Origin of the sequence: Veillonella sp. ICM51a (assembly GCF_000524355.1) — a bacterium.
Classification (GTDB): domain Bacteria; phylum Bacillota; class Negativicutes; order Veillonellales; family Veillonellaceae; genus Veillonella; species Veillonella atypica.
In genome coordinates this window covers 33,247-53,190 of sequence record NZ_JAPX01000047.1, presented here as the reverse complement: position 1 = coordinate 53,190, position 19,944 = coordinate 33,247, and the positions used below count along the sequence as shown (strand labels likewise).

Annotated in this window: 18 protein-coding genes; 17 read left to right on the top strand and 1 reads right to left on the bottom strand. The window is 38.3% G+C overall.

The features are described from left to right. The first annotated feature begins 822 nt into the window (after nt 1-822). The 9 genes from HMPREF1504_RS08565 (at nt 823) to HMPREF1504_RS08525 (ending at nt 11,334) form a co-directional block, all read left to right on the top strand. Nucleotides 823-2,535: a hypothetical protein gene (locus tag HMPREF1504_RS08565; RefSeq protein WP_232203346.1), complete on the top strand. Its 1,713-nt coding sequence runs from the start codon at nt 823-825 to the stop codon at nt 2,533-2,535. Between the two features lie 209 nt (nt 2,536-2,744). After that, nucleotides 2,745-4,523 carry a YadA-like family protein gene (locus HMPREF1504_RS08560; protein WP_038125115.1) on the top strand — a complete coding sequence of 593 codons (1,779 nt, stop codon included), beginning with the start codon at nt 2,745-2,747 and terminating at the stop codon, nt 4,521-4,523. Nucleotides 4,524-4,840: 317 nt separating this feature from the next. Next, nucleotides 4,841-5,863 (top strand): YadA-like family protein, encoded by a 1,023-nt coding sequence (locus tag HMPREF1504_RS10125; RefSeq protein ID WP_051411707.1) that lies wholly within the window; start codon nt 4,841-4,843, stop codon nt 5,861-5,863. A gap of 128 nt (nt 5,864-5,991) precedes the next feature. Beyond that, the gene (locus HMPREF1504_RS08550) at nt 5,992-6,579 is read left to right on the top strand and encodes a hypothetical protein (protein ID WP_038125113.1); all 588 of its coding nucleotides are present in this window, start codon (nt 5,992-5,994) and stop codon (nt 6,577-6,579) included. Nucleotides 6,580-7,052: 473 nt separating this feature from the next. Further along, nucleotides 7,053-7,619, top strand: coding sequence for a hypothetical protein (locus tag HMPREF1504_RS08545; protein ID WP_038125111.1), 567 nt, complete (start codon nt 7,053-7,055; stop codon nt 7,617-7,619). A 5-nt stretch (nt 7,620-7,624) separates the two neighbouring features. Continuing rightward, entirely contained in the window at nt 7,625-8,182 is a 558-nt protein-coding gene (locus HMPREF1504_RS08540) for a hypothetical protein (RefSeq protein WP_232203345.1), read from the top strand. 278 nt (nt 8,183-8,460) lie between these two features. Then, complete coding sequence (locus HMPREF1504_RS08535; protein WP_038125107.1) at nt 8,461-9,429, top strand: YadA-like family protein; 969 nt, start codon at nt 8,461-8,463, stop codon at nt 9,427-9,429. A gap of 42 nt (nt 9,430-9,471) precedes the next feature. After that, on the top strand, nt 9,472-10,623 hold the full coding sequence (locus HMPREF1504_RS10640) for a YadA family autotransporter adhesin (RefSeq protein WP_051411705.1): 1,152 nt from the start codon (nt 9,472-9,474) through the stop codon (nt 10,621-10,623). Nucleotides 10,624-10,713: 90 nt separating this feature from the next. Next, nucleotides 10,714-11,334 carry a hypothetical protein gene (locus HMPREF1504_RS08525; RefSeq protein ID WP_038125105.1) on the top strand — a complete coding sequence of 207 codons (621 nt, stop codon included), beginning with the start codon at nt 10,714-10,716 and terminating at the stop codon, nt 11,332-11,334. A gap of 135 nt (nt 11,335-11,469) precedes the next feature. Here HMPREF1504_RS08525 and HMPREF1504_RS08520 read toward each other — a convergent pair whose 3' ends face one another. Further along, nucleotides 11,470-12,801: a hypothetical protein gene (locus HMPREF1504_RS08520; RefSeq protein WP_038125103.1), complete on the bottom strand. Its 1,332-nt coding sequence runs from the start codon at nt 12,799-12,801 to the stop codon at nt 11,470-11,472. Nucleotides 12,802-13,016: 215 nt separating this feature from the next. On the opposite strand from HMPREF1504_RS08520, the gene HMPREF1504_RS08515 reads away from it, so the two are divergent. The 8 genes from HMPREF1504_RS08515 (at nt 13,017) to HMPREF1504_RS08480 (ending at nt 19,801) form a co-directional block, all read left to right on the top strand. Continuing rightward, on the top strand, nt 13,017-14,141 hold the full coding sequence (locus tag HMPREF1504_RS08515) for a hypothetical protein (RefSeq protein ID WP_038125101.1): 1,125 nt from the start codon (nt 13,017-13,019) through the stop codon (nt 14,139-14,141). A 123-nt stretch (nt 14,142-14,264) separates the two neighbouring features. Further along, entirely contained in the window at nt 14,265-15,518 is a 1,254-nt protein-coding gene (locus HMPREF1504_RS08510; protein WP_038125100.1) for a hypothetical protein, read from the top strand. 342 nt (nt 15,519-15,860) lie between these two features. Next, nucleotides 15,861-16,145, top strand: a complete 285-nt coding sequence (locus HMPREF1504_RS08505) for a type II toxin-antitoxin system RelE/ParE family toxin (RefSeq protein WP_038125098.1) — start codon at nt 15,861-15,863, stop codon at nt 16,143-16,145. A 13-nt stretch (nt 16,146-16,158) separates the two neighbouring features. After that, a complete protein-coding gene (locus HMPREF1504_RS08500; protein WP_038125096.1) occupies nt 16,159-16,476 on the top strand; it encodes a HigA family addiction module antitoxin in 318 nt (105 codons plus the stop codon). An 88-nt stretch (nt 16,477-16,564) separates the two neighbouring features. Then, on the top strand, nt 16,565-16,918 hold the full coding sequence (locus HMPREF1504_RS08495; protein ID WP_005380753.1) for a Spx/MgsR family RNA polymerase-binding regulatory protein: 354 nt from the start codon (nt 16,565-16,567) through the stop codon (nt 16,916-16,918). 10 nt (nt 16,919-16,928) lie between these two features. After that, nucleotides 16,929-17,912 (top strand): inverse autotransporter beta-barrel domain-containing protein, encoded by a 984-nt coding sequence (locus HMPREF1504_RS08490; RefSeq protein ID WP_038125094.1) that lies wholly within the window; start codon nt 16,929-16,931, stop codon nt 17,910-17,912. A 159-nt stretch (nt 17,913-18,071) separates the two neighbouring features. Further along, nucleotides 18,072-18,497 carry a hypothetical protein gene (locus HMPREF1504_RS08485; RefSeq protein ID WP_038125092.1) on the top strand — a complete coding sequence of 142 codons (426 nt, stop codon included), beginning with the start codon at nt 18,072-18,074 and terminating at the stop codon, nt 18,495-18,497. Nucleotides 18,498-19,210: 713 nt separating this feature from the next. After that, nucleotides 19,211-19,801: a nitroreductase gene (locus tag HMPREF1504_RS08480; RefSeq protein ID WP_038125090.1), complete on the top strand. Its 591-nt coding sequence runs from the start codon at nt 19,211-19,213 to the stop codon at nt 19,799-19,801. Nucleotides 19,802-19,944 lie beyond the last annotated feature (143 nt).

Sequence of the window (19,944 nt, the reverse complement as noted above, 5' to 3'; positions counted from 1 at the left end):
GTAATGTAGATATACTATAAACACAAAAAACTCTACCCTGGATCTCCTAAGGTAGAGTTTTCATTTATAAATCTCTATAATACGATACTTATTGTATCGTATGTTTGTTTGATATATAATTAACATAAGATAGTTAGACGAGGTTGGGCCTCTCTTCGTTATTGAAGGGAGGGGTAAGCCTATGAGTGATTATGAAATCATTATGCTCCTATTACAGGTGATGACTGTGGTTATCGCCTTTGGGGCGTTAATAGCGCTTATTTGTCTAGGAAAAGACAAATAGCCCTTCATTTCCACTAATCTGGAGATTAGTAAAAAACGAAAAGGCCATTTCTACATTATCATATAATTCAGAGATGAGCCTGACGTCACTACTCGTCTAGCTATCTTCTTATATTATAACGATGGTTGCGTTCATCGTCAAATATAGATGATCATAGTTATCGCCTTAGGGGCGTTAATAGCGCTTATTTGTCTAGAGAAAGACAAATAGCCCTTCATTTCCACTAACCCGGAGATTAGTAAAAACGAAAAGGCCATTTCTCAAAATTTCATGTTTTCCGAGATGAGCCTGACGTGTCTACTCGTCTGACTATCTTCTTATATTATAACGATGGTTTTGTTCATCGTCAAACACAGATGAACAAGCATATTCTTGTTTATATTATTATATGTTCTGTCATTTATGTAGGGTACGGACAACCAGGCAATCCGGATTATTTGGACACGTTGAAAAATATATTTGTTTCTACACATCCAGATACGTTGTGAGCCGCCTATAGTCAAGCCGCAGTGTTAATGATACAGGATATTCTACAGGCTATGGACGGAGAAACGGAATCGGACGCGCTCAAGACCTTGTCGAAGGATGTATTATTACAACATATTTGTGAGTTCATGTATAAAATGTACATGGCGCCTTCTGAAGAGGCAGCTATTGACGTCTATGATGACTGTGAACGTTGGCTGAATCCGTTGATCCGGCAATGTTGGAATATCCAATATACGATGGTCCGTCGTACCCTAAAGCAGGTGCCTACTTATGATGATGGCGTGCTCGGTTATGTGAAAGAACAGCAGGTATTTCCTCTTGTGGCACACATAATTCGGGAACTTTCAACAGAGAATCTGGGCGTCGAATTGCATCCGAAGGTGCATCAGTATAAGCAGTATTTGGATGTTCTCGTTCCTTATGTAGACCGCGTGGAGGAATTGTATCGCAAGCGGTATGTCGGGGTGGGCGATGAGCTCTTGTCCGTGATTGATGAATCCAATCCGTTCGGTATGAATCGTCCGTTTGGCAGGGATACTTCATTTGGCCTAGAAGGTTTGATTGATACGGATGATTCCTTTAGATTTGATGCCCCCTTTGGCATGAATAAAGCGGATGATATGCCGCCGGTGGACGTGGAATTATGTTGCCACGTGTATTGTGCGCTAGATGCGTGTCAACGTGCCATTCGCTGCGAGCGCATGTACCACAATGTGATTCCTATCGTGAATTTCCTTGACGATTTGGTCGCTCGTGCGGACATTCCTTCGCCGGATTCGTGGCAGTACGAGTATATGTTGAAAGTAGGTCGCCTATCCAAGTGGTATCGGGTGCTAGCCTATGCTTTCACAGGGCGTAGTGAGGCTGAAAGTCTCTTTAAAGAGTTGATTCAGGCTCAGGAGAAAGATCCATTAGAGTATGAAAGTTGTTCGGATGCATTTATTTATAACTTGGCAAATCCATCGAGTGCCTTTGATCTTAAGTATTTACAGCTTGCGTTATTGCATTTTTATGTAGAAACGGATAATCGCATAGGCTATGAGCGCTATATTAAAACCGTGTATCCACCGCTTTTCTCCATGCGTTTTGACTGGATTAGTCAGATGCATGTGCTCTTAAATGAGAATGGCCATGAGGTGGAAGATGAGTATACACAGGGCAATCATTATTGGAACTATACGAATGCGGTATTCTTGTTGTGGGTTAAGGCCGTATGGCACTTTCACCTAGACCATATGGATCAAGCCAGCTGGGACGAACTTGGTACCTTGTGGGATGCGACCTATGACAATCCAAACTACCAGCGTCATACACAGGATCATTACGCGTACCTTGAATGCGTCAAATACATGGTAAAATTGGCCGTTCATTTTGGCGACACCCATCGGGCCGAGATGTACAAGCGGAATTTACAAACCCTCATCGATGAGGAGTATCGATTTGGCTGGGCCGGTACTGCATTAGGCTATCCATGGAATGCATCGGATTATAGTATTATGGCTCAGATTAATGAAAACCTAGGCAAACTAGACCTTGCGAAGGAACAATATGATAAGGCCTACGCCTTGGTGAGCTTCGCCCAAGACAAATGGCGCTACTTTGAAGGCAAACATGGTAACATCTGGGATTTACCCATTGCCGTAGACCCAGAGGCGACACAACCTACACTAACCGAATGGTTAACAAACTATACACCGAAATTTTCTACCATTGAAGAGTACAAGAAGGCACTGGTATCTTGGATGAGCTATGTATTTCACTAAATAATGTTGTTTGAATAGTATATATGCATGAAAATGGGGGCTGTACTTAGCCCCTTTTTTTATATATGAAACATGAATAAAATATGAATTTATTGTTGACGGTGAATATATAAGAATCTATAATGAATATGATATAAGTTCGACAATATTCGATTTATCCTATAGAAAATAGTGTGGAGAGTAGCTAAGGGGTAAGAAAGAGGTTATACATGAAATTATATAAAGTGTTATTGGTAGCTAGTATATTAGGAACTATAAGTATGCCCGCAAGAATGGCAGATTTATATGCTAATGTCGATTTAGGGACAGATAATACCATTACGGCGAACACATCAGCTAATATTGCTATTGGTAATATGAATACTACGGATTGGGCTATGGCGGTAGGTTCAAACAATACCGCAAAACACGATTCTATTATCGTTGGTCGAAATAATTCCGGTAATGATAGCCATATTATTGTAGGTGCTAATAATACAGCGACTACGCCGCGATATAGACAAGCAATTGGGACAGGGAATTTTATCTTTGGTGTTCATAATAATGTCGAAGGTGATGGGTCCATTGTTGTTGGCCGAGCTAATACAGCTACATCAGAAAATCCGCATCAACCTAATACTATTATTGGTAATTCATCGACAGCTGAAGGTAATGGTATCGTAATAGGGTCTAGTTCGATGGCCACAAGTGGCAATATTGCTATTGGTAATTATGTGCGTGCCATTGGTACCCCAGATGCCGTAGACCCTAATAATGAATTTAAATTTTTAAAGAGTGATGCTAAACGTGGTGCAACTAGTTTGGTTTCCTTTGGTGGCAGACAGTTGAAAACAATTGCGCCTGGCGCCATGACCGAGACCTCTACCGATGCTGTCAATGGGGCCCAACTATATAGTGTGGCTAAAGAGGCTATGCGACATTCTACCGTTGCAGCTGAAACGTATACATACGATATTATCGTTACCGAAGGTAAGAATCCAGATGGATCTACTAAGTATAAATTAAAGATGGCTGATAACTATGTTACATCCAAAATTCCTACGGTGAATAGTAGTAGCTCTAATATTACGGTCGACAAGTATAGGCAGTTTAATACGACAAAAGATGATTATTATGTGTCGTTAAATCAAGACTTAGAGGGGTTAAGCTCTGCAAAGTTTGTAGCGTATGAGAATCCTGATTTTGCACCTTCAGTTGATGCTAATAGTTCTGAAATAAATAGTAATGAAGTACGATTCAACAATATTAGAGAGAACCTAAATTCCTCCTTGACTGCTCAAGGCGCTTATTTTAATGCTGCGCATAATACGGCCTCTTTACAAAGCACAGCGTTAACTTTCAATAATAGTATCGATGGCAACTCAAGTCAGTTTGGCACGAATGGTTTCTCTAGCCAAACGCATGATGGTAGACACATTGAATTCTCTACGAATCGCATTATGGCTGGTAATCAACAGATTCATGATGTGGCTAGAGGTGTAGACAACGCGGATGCCGTGAATGTGGCGCAATTGAAAGAGGTTGAAAGCAAGATTACAAATATTAATTCTGATGTGATTAATCAATCACGGGCGTATACCGATGCTCAAGTTGCTAAGGTCGGTGCAGGTGCGGCCGCATTGGCTGGATTGCACCCTTTGGAATATAATCCAAATGATAAGTGGAGCTTTGGTGTAGGTATAGGTAACTATAAAAATGCTAAGGCCACTGCATTAGGGGCCTTTTACCAACCTAATGACCATACCCTGTTTAATATAGCGACGACTCTTGGGGATAGTCGTAATATGGTGAGTTTAGGGGCAAATGTGAAAGTAGGATATCAAGATCCATCACTCAAAACGAGCCGCTTTGAACTGGCACAACAAATCAAAGACCTACAAGCCGATAATGCATCTTTACGCGCCGATAATGCATCCTTACACGCCTATAATGAAGAACTACGGGCTGAAGTGAAGGAAATTAAAGTAGCACTACAAAAATTAGAATAATGGCAAAACCTTAGCGTTAAACCTTGTGAATATCAAGCTCCACGACAAACCTTGTTCTCATGAACATAACGTGAAATTTAAGGTTGATATAAATTGTTAAATGTCTTACACTACAAAGTAATAATAAAACTATTTTTTTCGATATGCAGAGAGTTTGTGAATTAAATGGGGGTGCATTTTGTCCTTTCCGTAAAAGTTCTTTTAATTTATTGCTAAGTCTAATGAATATTGGTTTTTTAAGGACAGCTATTGCAACAGCACTTACCGATTGCAGTATTGAAAAACCATTCGTATTCCAAACAATGAGAACAACTATAATGAAAAAGAAATTACTTGTATTAGGTGCATTATTAGCAATTGGTGCTAACGTAAACTTTGTTGAAGCAAGCGGTAGTTCAACTTATACGACTGCAGTGGAATTTAAAGATGAGTCTACATCTTCTAGTATCTTTACCAATCTCACACATCTCGACAACTGGCCACATTTTGATAAACGGGGGGTGACTAAAATCGATGGATCGGTTATTCAATTACATAGTACAGAACCAAGAGATAGCTATGAGCCAAATCAATTAACAACTTTGACTGGTAAAGAACTTAGTTTTAGAGAGTCTGGTCAATTCTTGGCTACATACACTATGCATGGTATGGATGTATCGGATCATCGTAAGGGTATTACCGCAGTTGGTGGTAGTATTACGCTGTACGGTCATCCTACTGATTATGAGTATGATGGTGAGTATGATGATAATTATTATAGTACTCACCCAGAAAGAGATATGGAATTTTCTATAGATAATGTAGATGTGGGTGGCCAACAAATTCACGGTGTTCTTGCAGGAAAAGACGACACAGATGCTGTTAATGTAGGCCAATTGAAGGAACTTAGATCTCAAGCGGATATCAATACGAATGATATCGCTGATTTAAAAAATAAACTTGGTAATTCCAACATACTAAGCGAATCTAAACAATATACTGATCAACGTATTGCGAAAGCTGGTGCAGCTAATGCTGCATTAAGCGGTCTTAAATATTTGGACTATGACGCAAATCATAAGGTATCTGCTGCGGCATCCTTTGGTCAATATAAAGGTGCTACCGCTGGTGCTGTTGGTTTAGCATATCAACCAAATGAAGATGTATTAGTACATCTTGGTGCTACGGTTGGTAGTGAACATATGCTTAATGGTGGTGTATCTATTCGTGTAGGTGATACGACTAAAGGTGTTAAAGCTAACACTAAAAACATAGCTAAAGAAATGGACGCGATTAAAGCAGAAAACGCTGAGTTAAAAGCAGAGCTTGCTGAAATCAAGGCTATGTTAACTAATAAATAAAAAAAGAAGAACCTTTATGGTCCACTTCTTGAGGATATTGAATGGGGCCGTCCAGCCGAATCTTATGGCGACATCTACCATGGTTATGATACAGTGCGTATTGCTACAATCTCTAAGAGGTGAGTATATTGAAACATTTGCTTGTAAAACTCTTATTAAGCTCTATTCTTATCGTTAGTTGTATAGGGCAAACTGTGTTTGCCAAAACTGATGATGCAGGTGTCTTAGCTGGATTAGAATCTAATTCGGATATGTATTCTTATTTGAATTATTACCATTATTCTTTATGGCTAGCGGATCATCGTTATTCTAATCATGATATGTATACCTCTGCTGACCAATCAGTTCTTATTTCATTATGGGATTATAGTACACCGCCGAGTATGATATATATTATAAAATCAGGATATGCAACCAATAAAGGGGCCATGGTAGGTATGACACGAAGTGAAGTAGAATCCCTTTATGGGCCACTTCTTGAGGATACTGAATGGGGACGACCAGCCGAACCATGTGGAGACATCTATCATGGATATGATACATATACAGGATACTATGTGGGTGAATACGTAGGTTACCACAATGAAGGTTTATCTTTTGTATTCAATAAGTATACGAATCAAGTTGTATTGATTCGGTACCAACGTAATCGATATGGCAATAGTAATGTGCTAAGTGATGTAAAAGAATATAACTTATTACCTCATTTACTATAGTGGATAATATAATGTAGATATGAAAAGAAACCTCTACCTAGAATTTTTAGGTAGAGGTTTATCTATAAATCGGTATAATACGATACTTATTGTATCGTATATTTGTTTGATATATAATTAACATAAGATAGTTAGACGAGGTTGGGCCTCTCTTCGTTTTTGAAGGGAGGGGTAAGCCTATGAGTGATTATGAAATCATCATGCTCCTATTGCAGGTGATGACTGTTGTTATCGCTTTTGGAGCTCTAATAGCTCTTATTTGCCTCACTAAAAGCAAATAGCCCTCCGTTACCGCTTGGTAGCTAGATAAACGAAAAGGCCATTTCCTAAGTGATTTAATTTTCGAGATGAGCCTGACGTTACGACTCGTCTGGCTATCTTCTTATATTATAATAAGGTTATGATATATCGTCAAATTAAGATGAATGAGTGAGTTATAGTGTTTATATTATAATCTCTAAGAGGAGAGTCTTATGTTAAAACGTATTTTTATAATGTTCGCAGTAGCGTTAGCTTTCACCATACCTAGTCAAGCGATATCGATACAGGAACTCAAGTCGTCACCACAGTTTAAGGTGATGTATGAGGTAACGCCTGATGTTCCTAATGCGGATGAGCATACTACGTGGTATCTAGATACGAGTTCCATAGAGGTATTAGAGTATGCACCACCTATGTATAAAATTAAAGCTACGGTATACAATGCGTACCAATCACCGCGGAAACATGTTATTTATAGTGATTCCTGGATTGTATCCTATGACACTCGTTTGTCGCTGGCGAGTCAGGTATATCATGCAAAACAAGCCGGTGCTTCGTTGACGACGGTTATTGATGCGGCACAAATGAAAACAGGCATGGTGGGCTCCGAGGAACCCTTAGGCGTATTCTCTTTTGATGGGCAGTCGTTGCCGATTCAGGTGAAAGCCTCGACTCGTGCTATTGTGCGCATGGCTCCAAATACGACGCGTTATGATATAGCAGATACATTATTCTATGAAGCGTATCGTATGCATTTTGAGGATGTGGTGGTGAAATGAGGCCCATGATGAAAGTACTATATATAGCAATGGCGTTGGCGCTGTCTTGTGTGGTGCCCGCGCATAGCATGTCCATGCAAGAATTACAAAATACTTGCCGCTATGAAATGCTTCATGGCTTTGGTGAAAGCGGCAATGGTGATGGCACCTATATAGATAAGGATTCCATCAAGGCCTCTAACGGGCTGAATGGAACAAAGCAAATTACCATCACACAGTATGTACTTATGCCTGCTGGTGATACGATTCAGGAAAAGCAGGTTCTTTACACCTTTGATACAAAGCAGTCCTTTGCCAATTTAATTAAGAAATTGGATGCCCATCAATTAGCATCGTATAAAGATCTATGGTTGTCTAAACAAAAGAGTTCAGGGATTTCATCTACTATTATTGATTTTAAAGTGTTCCATGTAGATGGAAACCGATATGATGCACAAAGCGAAGCGAGAGATAGAAGGATGGCAACGGCCCCTGTAGACTTTGGCTTTGCAGGATATCTTTTGGCTAACCGCTTGTATGAACATGTGTACGGCCTGCAATTTGATGATGTAGTTGTGAAATAGGAGCGCTTATTTGCCTTACAAAAAAGCGAATAGCCAGTACTGCGATTGCGGTACTGGCTATTGCTTTATTTCTTGAATTTAATATAAAAATATTAAGCTTTCAAAATAGATGAAAGTAAGATGAAAATATCGTTGACGTAAAAATAAGCAGCTCTTATAATAATAGTAACTGTATAGTTTTGTCAGGATATATCTCTATTTATAAGGAGTTATAACTGAAAATCTATAAAGATATGTTGTGTGTGACTGAGACCGTGTAGGTTAGAGGGAGAGTTATCATGAATAAGCGATTATTAGTATTAGCAGCAATGATGTCTGTTTGTAGCAGTAATGTTATCGGTGCATCCGTAGATGTGGGCGCTGAGACGATTAGCGTTGGTACTCAACCAGCTGACCAACCATTTGTTGGTACCATTATTTCAAGTGATCAAATCATGATTAATGATAATTTTCCAGATGGGAGTAATGAGCGTACCATTATTACTTCTGGCACTTTAGATGTAGCGAATCATCAAAGAAGTATGAGTTTTAATGGCGATGGATTAAGCATTGTTGATGTGGCAGGTGCTAACTCTATGGCACCAGGGCCAGATCCAGATGCAGATCCAAGTACTATAAAAATATATTCTACACAGGTTAAGACTACAGGTATAACAGTTAGTGATGGTCAACCCAATGGCCTTATGCTGACATATGATGCTGAGGCTGGTATCCATGCAGGCAATATGCAAATACATGATGTAGCTGCTGGTGAGGCGCCTAATGATGCTGTCAATGTGAGTCAATTGCATGATGCTACTAGTCATATTAATAATGCCATGGTAAATGTGGATAACAAAATTAATAATGCTATGGCTACTATGGATCGTAAAATTAATAAGGCTGGGGCTGCGACGGCTGCTTTATCTGGATTACATTATTTAGATTATAATCCAAATGATAAATGGTCCTTTGCAACCAGTGTAGGCCATTATAAAAATACAACAGCGGGTGCTATTGGTACATCTTATCAACCAAATGAGAATACCATGGTTCATTTTGGGGTTGCTTTAGGTAGTGAAAGTACATTTAATCTCGGCGCCTCTTTTAAATTAGGCTATCAAGATCCTAATTTAAAAATGAGTCGCTTTGAAATGGCACAGCAAATCAAAAATTTACAAGCTGATAATGCTTCCTTACGCGCAGATAATGAAGAACTTCGGGCTGAAGTTAAGGAAATTAAAGTAGCACTACAAAAATTACAATAATGATATATAGGCACGCTCTCGTGAATATAGGATAGTATATTAATGAGAGAACGTACCTATTGCTGTTTGCATGGTGTTGAAACTAATTTTGAATTATATTCACAATATAATGAACTTAAAGTGAAAAATAAGATTGATGTAAATTGTCAGATGCTTTATACTATTCAACATGAGGAAAATTATTTTTTTCGATATATAAGGGTTTTGTGGTATGGTGAGATACAAGGAGAAGGGGATATGAATAGAAAATTATTGTTAATGGTAGGCGTATTATCTGTATTTAGTATGAATGTAATGGCAGAAAAAATTGATGGAAGACTGGTAGATAATACAAGTTATGTTTACTCACAGGACAAGAATCTTGACGTTTCGGCACCTGGACATACTTATACTAATTTAATGCCTGCATTAGATCCTGATGATGTAATAGTATCCGAGCAGATGTTTTCAATAAATTTAAAAAGAGATTTAGTTGATATGAATAGTGCTACATTTGAGACGTCCCTTGATGAGGATCAGCCAGATTTTGATGCTAATCCTGATGCAGACGACGTAGTTCGGCGTACTGTGATCAATGGCAATGGTATTACTATTACTAAAGAAAAGTATCTAGATCCTAATGATAATCCTCCACATGATGATAGCGAACGTGAAATATATAAAACTGTATCTTTAACAAATGACGGCCTTGATAACGGAGGAAATCGTATTACTAACGTTAAAAACGGTGAAAATAGTACGGATGCGGTTAATGTTAGTCAATTAAAGGAAGTAGAGTCTAAAATTTCTAATATCGGTCAAACAGCTATTTCCGCAGCCAATCATTATACAGATTTACAAGTAGCTAAAGTAGGTGCCTCAGCTAATGCATTAGGGGGACTTAAATATTTAGACTATGACCCTAATGATAAATGGAGCTTTGCAACTAGTGTTGGGCATTATAAAAATGCAAGTGCAGTAGCAATCGGGGCTTCTTATCAACCTAATGAAAATGTTATGATTCATGCTGGTTCAGCCTTAGACGGTAATAGTTCTTTTAATATTGGTGCAAGTTTTAAAGTCGGCAGTCAAGACCCACAACTTAAAATGAATAAATGGGAAATGGCACAACAAATTAAGGACTTACAAGCTGACAATGCAGATTTACGTGCTGAACTTCAAGAAATTAAATTGGCACTACAAAAAATAAGATAGTATATATTTTATAAATTATAGGCACAGCCTTATTTGCATAGTATACTTATGCTAATAAGATTGTGCTTATTTTTATGAGAGGAGACCTTTATGTCTAAAAAGAAACTGTTTATTGCTGCATTAGTCGCTGTTGTGGCGATTGTAGTGGGTTGGTATTTCTTGTATTTCACGAAAACCCCTGTGTATTCCTTGAATCTTGCTCGTGAAGCCGTAGAAAAACACGATGTGAATGCTTTCAAAAAACATGTTGATGTAGATTCTATCATCGGTTCAGGCTATGATGATGTTGTGGCTATGCAACTGGAAGATCCTGAAATTAAAGACAACCCACTTAAAGGCCTTGCTGAGGTGATGTTCCAAGGTTTGAAACCTAAGATTGTGCCTATTTTGAGTAATGAAATTTACAATGCCATTGCAAAGCAACCTGAAGATTCAAATCAAAATGCTCGTGAAAAACAAGCAGCTGATGATATGAAAGAAAAAACTGGTATTAAAGATCTTGAGTTCAAAAGCATTGGTTCTGCTACTGTTGATGGCAATAGTGCCGTTGTACCTGTTACATTTAATTCCAAAGAACTTAACCAAGACGTAACATTCAACCTTGCTATGAAGAAACTTGATGATGGTACATGGCAAGCCGTTAAAATCAACAACTTTAAAGAATTTCTTGCTCTTGTAGAACAACATGAAAAACAAGGCAAGAAAAAATAGAGACCTCAAAAATTCTAAATAGTTGTATAATAACAGAATAGAATACACTACACATACAAACAGCCAGTACTGCGATTGCGGTACTGGCTATTTGTGTATCTTAAGATAGCAGATTAGTTGTATTTAGTTTTCTAGTTAGCGATTCTCTGGAAACACAACATGCTCTTGTAGTTTAAACTCCGGATTATTCGTAGAATCAAAGAACTCAATCATATTCCGTAATTTTTGAACTTCATCAGCACTTAAAAAGTTCGGATAAAAGATGGTATAGATAAAACCATAGGTGCCATCATAGGATTCAAAGTTTAGGATTTGAATATCACTATATGGTTCATAACTATGTATGGATAGGCCAGGTATATTATTATTCCATACAACAGCGTAATTAATATACTCTGGTGTTGGGTGGTACCGGTATATATTCCAGAATGAATGTAAATTCCTACTGAAATTGTAATGCCCATCAATGATAAGATTACGAGTATACGGATTATTAGTAAGATTGATAGTAGAAACAAAAAAGGTTATGGATCCTTTTTTGTAATATCTAATATCTTGATAATCTTCTTTACTTTCACCTTCGAATAGGGCATCTTTAGGTACGCGATATTGTATGCCATTTAGATTTTCTATGCGTGAATATTGATTCAACTCATTGAGATTTTTTACCGATGGAAGCACGTAATTGGCGAGTAGATTGTCAGTAGGCACCTTATTCAACACCGGTTTATTATCGAAATAGGCGATACCTGCATGATATAGAGGATACCGTATGGCAAAGCCCATATGTTTAAAGTTGATGGTATCCACGGTCATCGTCGTTTTTTGACCGTTTTTGAGGTAAGGCATTTTCATGCTGTCCCAGGTGCTATAGCTAACAGTAGGGTATGAAAATACAGTCGCCTTTATATCAGAAATATGCTTTTCTGGACTCTTCTTTGCTTTATCTTGTAAGAACTTACGAACGTCCTTATCTGTTAGTTTTTCATAGGCAATTTTAGTGTTGCGCCAATCCTGATCTTTGTAATCTGCATAGTCGATTTCTAGATTAAGACTGCCATTATCAGTTATAACGCGATAATCCTCTATGGTGCGATCTGGATTTTTATACCGGCCAATATTATATTCGCTTTTTATGCCTGCTACGGGGAATGAAAGCCGGATTTGGCTGTATCGATTGTGAACGGAAATAACCGTATTGTGGTAATGCTCGCCACGATATATGGAGGCCTCTTTGGCATAGGCTAGTTCGTTTCTACTAATACCGTTGGCTTTATCGGTGCTCTTTAACGTTTCTACATAATTGGCCACATCCTGTTCAATGGCTGGGGTTGAGGCCTGATAATTTATATACGCATCTTTTGGAATTTTCGCATCCGCATCAGGAATGTTGACGTTGATGGCCTTTACTGGCGACAACATAGTGCTCATGATGAAAGCACCTACTAATAGTGGTAGTTTTTGCATATTAACCTCTCCTGCTTATATCATCTCTTTTATAGGAGCTATAACAATACTTATATTCTCTTTATTAAGTATAATTATATAACTTTCCTATATGTTAAGCAGTAATAAGTTTGCATGCCTCTATGCACTAAATTTTACACATCTACTCATTTATACTAAAGGTGTAAACAGCGTTAGCTTTCATCAAGATTAGTAAGGTAAAAGGGGGATGTCCTATGAATCAAGGTTTAGTGCGCCAAATTAATGATATCGTTAGACCCTATCGCAAAGCGCGGATGGGTCTGCTCATTGTGATTAGCGATCCTGTTGGCCAAAGTGGTCCGACGCCACCGTTGGCATGGCAGTATATGATTGGCCGAAATTGGTATAAGCATACGATTCATGGCACGGCGTCCGTGAATGGTGTACATGGACAGCAGCCGGTGGAAATGACCTTGTTTGCATGGCCTGAAAATCGGATTGCGGACTGGCACAGCGTGGGCGGTTGGTATACGCAGCGGTATGGGTATCCTTGCGTGCTCTGCGTGTCTCCTACGGGGCATACCAAGATGCTTCGTTATGATCATGGCAAGATGCGGTATGGCGATGACTTAGGGGACTGGGATCCTCATCAGATTGAGACCTATGGTAGCACTGTTTTAGGTGAAAGCTACGCTTGTACGGGCATTGACGTTGATTATCGGCGTATGCAATTTCCTGAGTTTAATCGTCAAGATGGCATTCATTTTGGTGCTTTATCTGATTATATTGGCAGTGAATATATTTTACTATTCCCCAAAAGGCGTATTAGTTTAGTACGTAGAGGAATATGGCGCCATTCGATTGAAGACCTCGCTAATATATGTAATGTTCCCTTTGATATAGTGGAGCAAACCTATCTCGATACGCCTGATGACCCAACGGAATATAGGGAAACCTTTTATGCTCTGTATGTGCGAAAATCAAGATTACAAGAAGTATTTGGCGTTTTGAAACGAACCCTTATGTCTAGAGCCATTACTTGGATGCTTTGTATCACACCAAGAGGGTATATGTATCATATTTCCCCATGTACAAATAGTGATACGGGGCTAACAACCAGCACCTTACCTAACATTGCATATGACCCACACGCCGATGAATTTTTGGACCTTCTCGCTAAAGATAGATGGGAACTATGTGGTAACTATGGACTGTTTTCACTTGATACATACAAATCATTTATGGAAACACAAGATTGCTACATCAAAACGATTTTGCCAGATCCAGAATTTACCTATTGCGCTCCATCAGTCATGACCGTCATAACAGGGCACAATATCATTCAGAACTTGCTGAAAACGCCATGTGTATGGGCATAAAAATAGCATATATATCGTCAAATACGAATAAACCATAAAACAATAGGCACAATGCTTCTCAGCATAGTATACTTATACTAAGAAGTGTTGTGCTTATTTTATGTTGAGAGAAGAGGGTGTAATATGATGCGTCGTAGCTTATTTATGATGGCGATGGCATTAGCTTTTACTATGAATGTTAATGCCGTAGAGATTGAGGTGCCGGCCGGACAACCTTCTGTACCTGGTGCAGACAGGAAAATTCCTGCAAATGCCTATGAAAATTATTCACATATCAATGAGCCTGCTGTTAAGGAGGTAGACGCATATGTGGCGTATGTTAAGTCTCATCCGAGAGCCTCAGATTCATTGATAACAAAAATTAATCAAGAGAAACCTGGATATGATAAAGCCGTTAGATTAGCAGAGTTTTCACAATCTACTGTTGTTTTGGTGCATGACAAAGCTAATGCGATTCGTTTCTCTGTGCCTGATGTTAGTATTCGAGGCGACGTGGTTACATCAAATACAGAAAAAAGACCATTATATGCTATTCGGAGTCTTACTGGATTTTTGCTTGTAGGTCCTCCTCATAGTAAGCAAATAAAGGGTTATGAGCATGGAAAGTATACATATGACAATTTAAAACAGACCTCTTGGAAATTCGTGTCGGATGCTAAAGAACATGTGATGTATACTGAATTCACTCCGTCTAATTCCAACCATACGTATGGCATTACATATGGTCGTTCTGTGACGAAGAATGATCCGTTTCAAAATCGACCTGCTGAAGTAGTTATGAGTAATTATATTATTCCGTCTATTGAATCGCTAGTGGGATTGGATTCTTATTCTAAGGCTGAAAGCTGGGGTAATTTTACGTATCGTATTCCCAAAACCGCTAAATTGATTAGTCAAACTATAGAAGAAGGTCGGTATGAGGTGCGAACCTATGAAGATAAGGGAATCATGATTCGTGTTATACGTCATGTATTTAAGAAAGATAATATAGATCGTTCTGGCGCCAGACCTCAAATACTGTGGTTTTTGGATAAATATGGCGACCTTGATATGCCTACACAATATGCTACTGTATGGAATAATGGCTTGCCAGGATTCTTGATTGATCGTCAAATAACCAAAGGTAACTCGTACTTGAGACACTATACAAAAGATTCAGTATATGCTTATAGTTATCGAATTCTTTATGATGAAAGTATGTCCTTATATAATCATAAACAGTTGAGAGATATGATTGAATATGTAGACTTTGATAATACAAGAACACTTCAAAAGGAACCGCAATGGAGAGTAGACGGGACCTATAAGAAGCAGTTAGAAGCAAATTCGGTTTATATTCCTTCGTATATGAAGAAAATAGCACTTTATAATCAATAAGATTATATTAATTTATAGTTTTGAGAGACTAGGAGAGAATGATGAGAACAAAATTTATAGTATTTAGTTTGGGTATTGCTGTATTACTGGCTGGCAATATGAGTTCTGTTGCTTCTTTGAACATAATGGGAGCAAAGTGACGAAGATTATCATAAGCGATAATTAAGTGATTTTTTATAAGAGGAGGTGACTATTAGTGTCATAGGCAGGTGTTGAGATTATCCGTGTAGAAAATCTTTATAGAATAAATCATCGTAGTTTAGTTTTATATATTTACCTGTGAAATATGCAGTGATATTGAATTATACCTGTATAACAGGTATAATAAAGGAGAAATATTCTATGATTATTAGTTTCAAGGATAAGGACACGGAAAAAATTTATCATCAATTATTTACTAAACGATTTTCTCTTTCTATTCAACGTTTAGCATTGAGAAAATTAATTTTGTTAGATAATGCTGCCTCGATTAATGATTTACGATGGCCTCCTGGTAATAGATTAGAATTGTTAAAAGGTGACAGAATAGAGCAATATAGTCTTAGGATAAATAATCAGTATAGGATTTGCTTTCAAGTAAAAGATATAAATTGTTTTTATAATGTTGAAATTGTGGATTACCATTAAAGAGGTTATACTTATGAAAAATTATATTCCTACTCCAACAATTAGTGAGATGTTAAAAGAAGAATTTATGGAACCACTTGGCTTGACAGCTTATCGACTCGCCAAAGATATTAAAGTACCTGTATCAAGAATTCAAGAAATTTTACATGATAAGCGGAGAATCACTGCTGATACGGATTTACGGCTTTGTAAATATTTTGGTATGTCTAATGGTTTTTTCTTGAGAGTTCAAATGGATCTTGATTTACGTGAGGCTCAAACAAATAGTCGTTTACTTGAAACGTTACAGTCAATAGAACGGTGTAGCGCTATTCCAACAGATGATATATAAAACAATAAATTGAAATTAATCGATTTATCTGCTACACTATACATATGAATAATGATTCTTAATGTTATATGTAGATAAAGGAGTTCCTATGTTATTTGTAGAATATCCAAAATGCACAACGTGCAAAAAAGCAAAGAAGTTTTTAGATGATCATCATATTGAGTACACAGACCGTGATATTAAATCTGAAAATCCTACAGCTGAGGAAATCGCTGCATGGTATCCTCAATCTGGTAAGGATTTGAAAGCATTCTTTAACACGTCTGGCTTGATTTATCGTGAGCAACAATTAAAGGATAAGTTGCCAGGTCTTAGCGAAGAGGAAAAATTAGCTTTGTTGGCATCCAACGGTATGCTCGTAAAGCGTCCAATTTTGGTATTAGAAGATAAGGTCTTGGTAGGCTTTAAAGAAAAAGAATGGATGGAAGCTCTCAATTTGTAAAAAAGTGTATATGCGATTTTTAGTGTATGTGTTGTGTGGGGTATTACTGGCTCCTACTGTGTGGGCCAGTGATACGGCGCCATCTACGAAAAATGGACAAGTGAATACTGAGGAATTTCATATTTCGCCGGCCTATTTGCCGGACCATCAGATTGGTGAAAGCGGACCGTTGGTAATGGATACAACAGAGCGTAAAACGACGCGGTATTCTAATGTTGATGCGGTGAATTCCGCTATCAATGCAGTGGCTGTGTCCAATATCAACAATGATATGCATACCAATGGTAAAGCATGGATGAAACGAACCACCGTGGCGCTTAGCTTTCAGAAGGATTGGAAGCCCCTCTACAGCGCAGAAACGGTGCAGCCCATAGGCCATTATGATGACAAATCCCGCCAAGTTTGGTTTACCCAAGGTTCCGTGGCGCGCGCTGCGGACATTGGTACGACCCTTAACAGCGGTTTTGGCTATCGCCGCATCAGCAGTGATGACCATCATTTGCATGGCGCGAACCTGTTTTATGATCACCGTTTCAAGGGCCAGCATAGACGTATGAGTGCTGGTCTTGAATATCTTTCTGGTGAAAGCGAGTTCCGTTTCAACTATTATCGTGGTATGAGTGATGAACATATGGTCAATGGTGCATTGGAACGTATTACCGATGGCTATACCGTGTCCTATGGAAAAACCTTTAAAAATGCGCGCTGGGCTCGCATCTATGGAGAAGCCTATCATTGGACTCTGGACCGTAGTGCTGATAAAAACGGATTGCGACTTGGCACTGAACTGCAACTAACACCGCGGGTGTCCATTGATATGGGATTCAATAAACCAGAACACTCTTCCGGTAGTGCCTATGGCAAAATCATGTTCCGCCTTGCTGGTACCGATATGGCGTGGTACGGTGGAAAACACAAACTCGATACAGAATCTACAGTGCGATCTAAAATGCTTGAAACAGTGAGACGAGCTAATACGATTGTTGTAGAATAATAGAATGGGGCTGTAACAAACAGCCTCATTTTTAGACTCATCGGAAAATATCCGCGAATGTTATTAAAAAAGATATAAGTGCATAGAAGTACACAATTTAAAACGTTAAAAATATGCTATAATTAATATACTATTTATAATTTAGAGAGAGTGTTTATTATGCATATTACAAAGCCTCTACTATGGCTGTTAGAACCGTATATCGTATACAAAGCCTATTTGTGGGGGCTTCGTTTTTATTCGCATCCTGTGACTTGGGAAGGGGAACCCGATTGGTTTTCTTTAACGCTAACCACATTACTTGCCATTGATGCCATTGTATTGCCGTTATTACTGCTATATCTGCCTGCGTGCAATCCAGATAAGAACGTTCCACGATGGATTATAAAAATCGTTAGCCCTCTAGATCGTTTTGTGGCTTGGGTTGAAAGTAAACAACTTGGGGCCGTATGGATGAAAATTATCGGTGCCTTATGGGCATTTTTTATATATCTCGTGCCTGTCTATATCGGTGGACAATTAGCTATGGCCGTTGTTGTAGCACTTATTTATGATGTACTCATCTGGGCAACCATGCAAGTATAATCAATCCATATAGGGAATTGTGGAATCCTTATATAAATATAGAAATAGAAAAATCGCGACTAGTTAATTAGTTTCTAATCAACTAGTCGCGATTTTTAATTTATTAGACATCAGTAAGTCCTTTTTAGAATTAGAACAGGCCTGTTTTAATTTGCAGAACATATATAAGGCTCATTAGAAATAGAACAGGCCTGTTTTAATTTGCAGAACTATATATAGGGCTCATTGGAATTAGTACAGGCCTGTTCTATTTTGTAGGACACATATATTTGTCTATTGGCTTTTATCTCCAAGTGTGAGCATTAAGAATACGATGGATAGGATATATGAATAACCGCTCATGTATTTCTGTAATAAACACATGCATAATTAGAATACAGTTAATAAAATCAGTAATTATCTAGCTTTATCCAAACACATGATGCGCACTATTAAAATTAATCTAAGCTTTGCCCTTATTCTGAATGGTATTGCCATTATCTTAGCCATGATTGGTACACTTTCACCAGTATGGGGCGCCCTCGTACACAATGGGGGGGCTTACTCGTAGTACTTAACTCTGCATTATTGTTGTCCTGGAAATATAAAACTAATTCTGACGAAGACAGAAATCCATATGTAGGCAAACTTGTAAGTAATCAATAATCTATATGTAGGAAAACTTGTAAGCAATCAATAATTCATAGTAGAATACTCTCAAAAGGAGGTTTATCATGAATACATTAGAATGCATAAAAACACGTCATAGTACACGTAAATTCAAATCTGAACCGATTGCACAAGAATTGCTCGACACCGTTATCGATGCAGGTCGTCGCGCGCCAACAGGGGGCAATTTACAACCTACACATTTTATGGTCATTACCAATCCGGATGTGTTGAAAGAACTAGTAACCCTTGTTCAAGAAGAGTATGGTAAGACAGAAGTAACGGAACAAACGCCACCATACATGGTGAACATCATTAAAATGTCCAAAGAGGGCAAATTTGTATTCCACTACAATGCACCGGTGCTCATCGTATTGGCTCATAAACCTGTGCTAGCCAATAATTTCTCTGATACAGCTTGTGCTATGGAAAACATGATGCTTGCCTGCAACGAACTAGACTTGGGATCCTGCTGGGTGAACCAATTACGTCACCTACAAGACAACGAACGCATAATCAAACGCCTTCGCGAACTTGGCATGGGCGATGATGAAAAAGTATATGCAAGCCTTGCCATCGGCTATCCAGACTTGCCAAATGGACTAAATCGCAGAGAACTCAATATCAAAGGAAATCCTGTAACCTATATTGACTAATAGCTACACACCGAAGGGTCGCATATGCGACCCTTTTCATTTTTTAAAAAAATGAAAATACACTTGCAAACATACCTATATGGGTATATAGTATATATAATAGTAAATACCTATGGGGGTATAGATATAAATTAGTAATACTA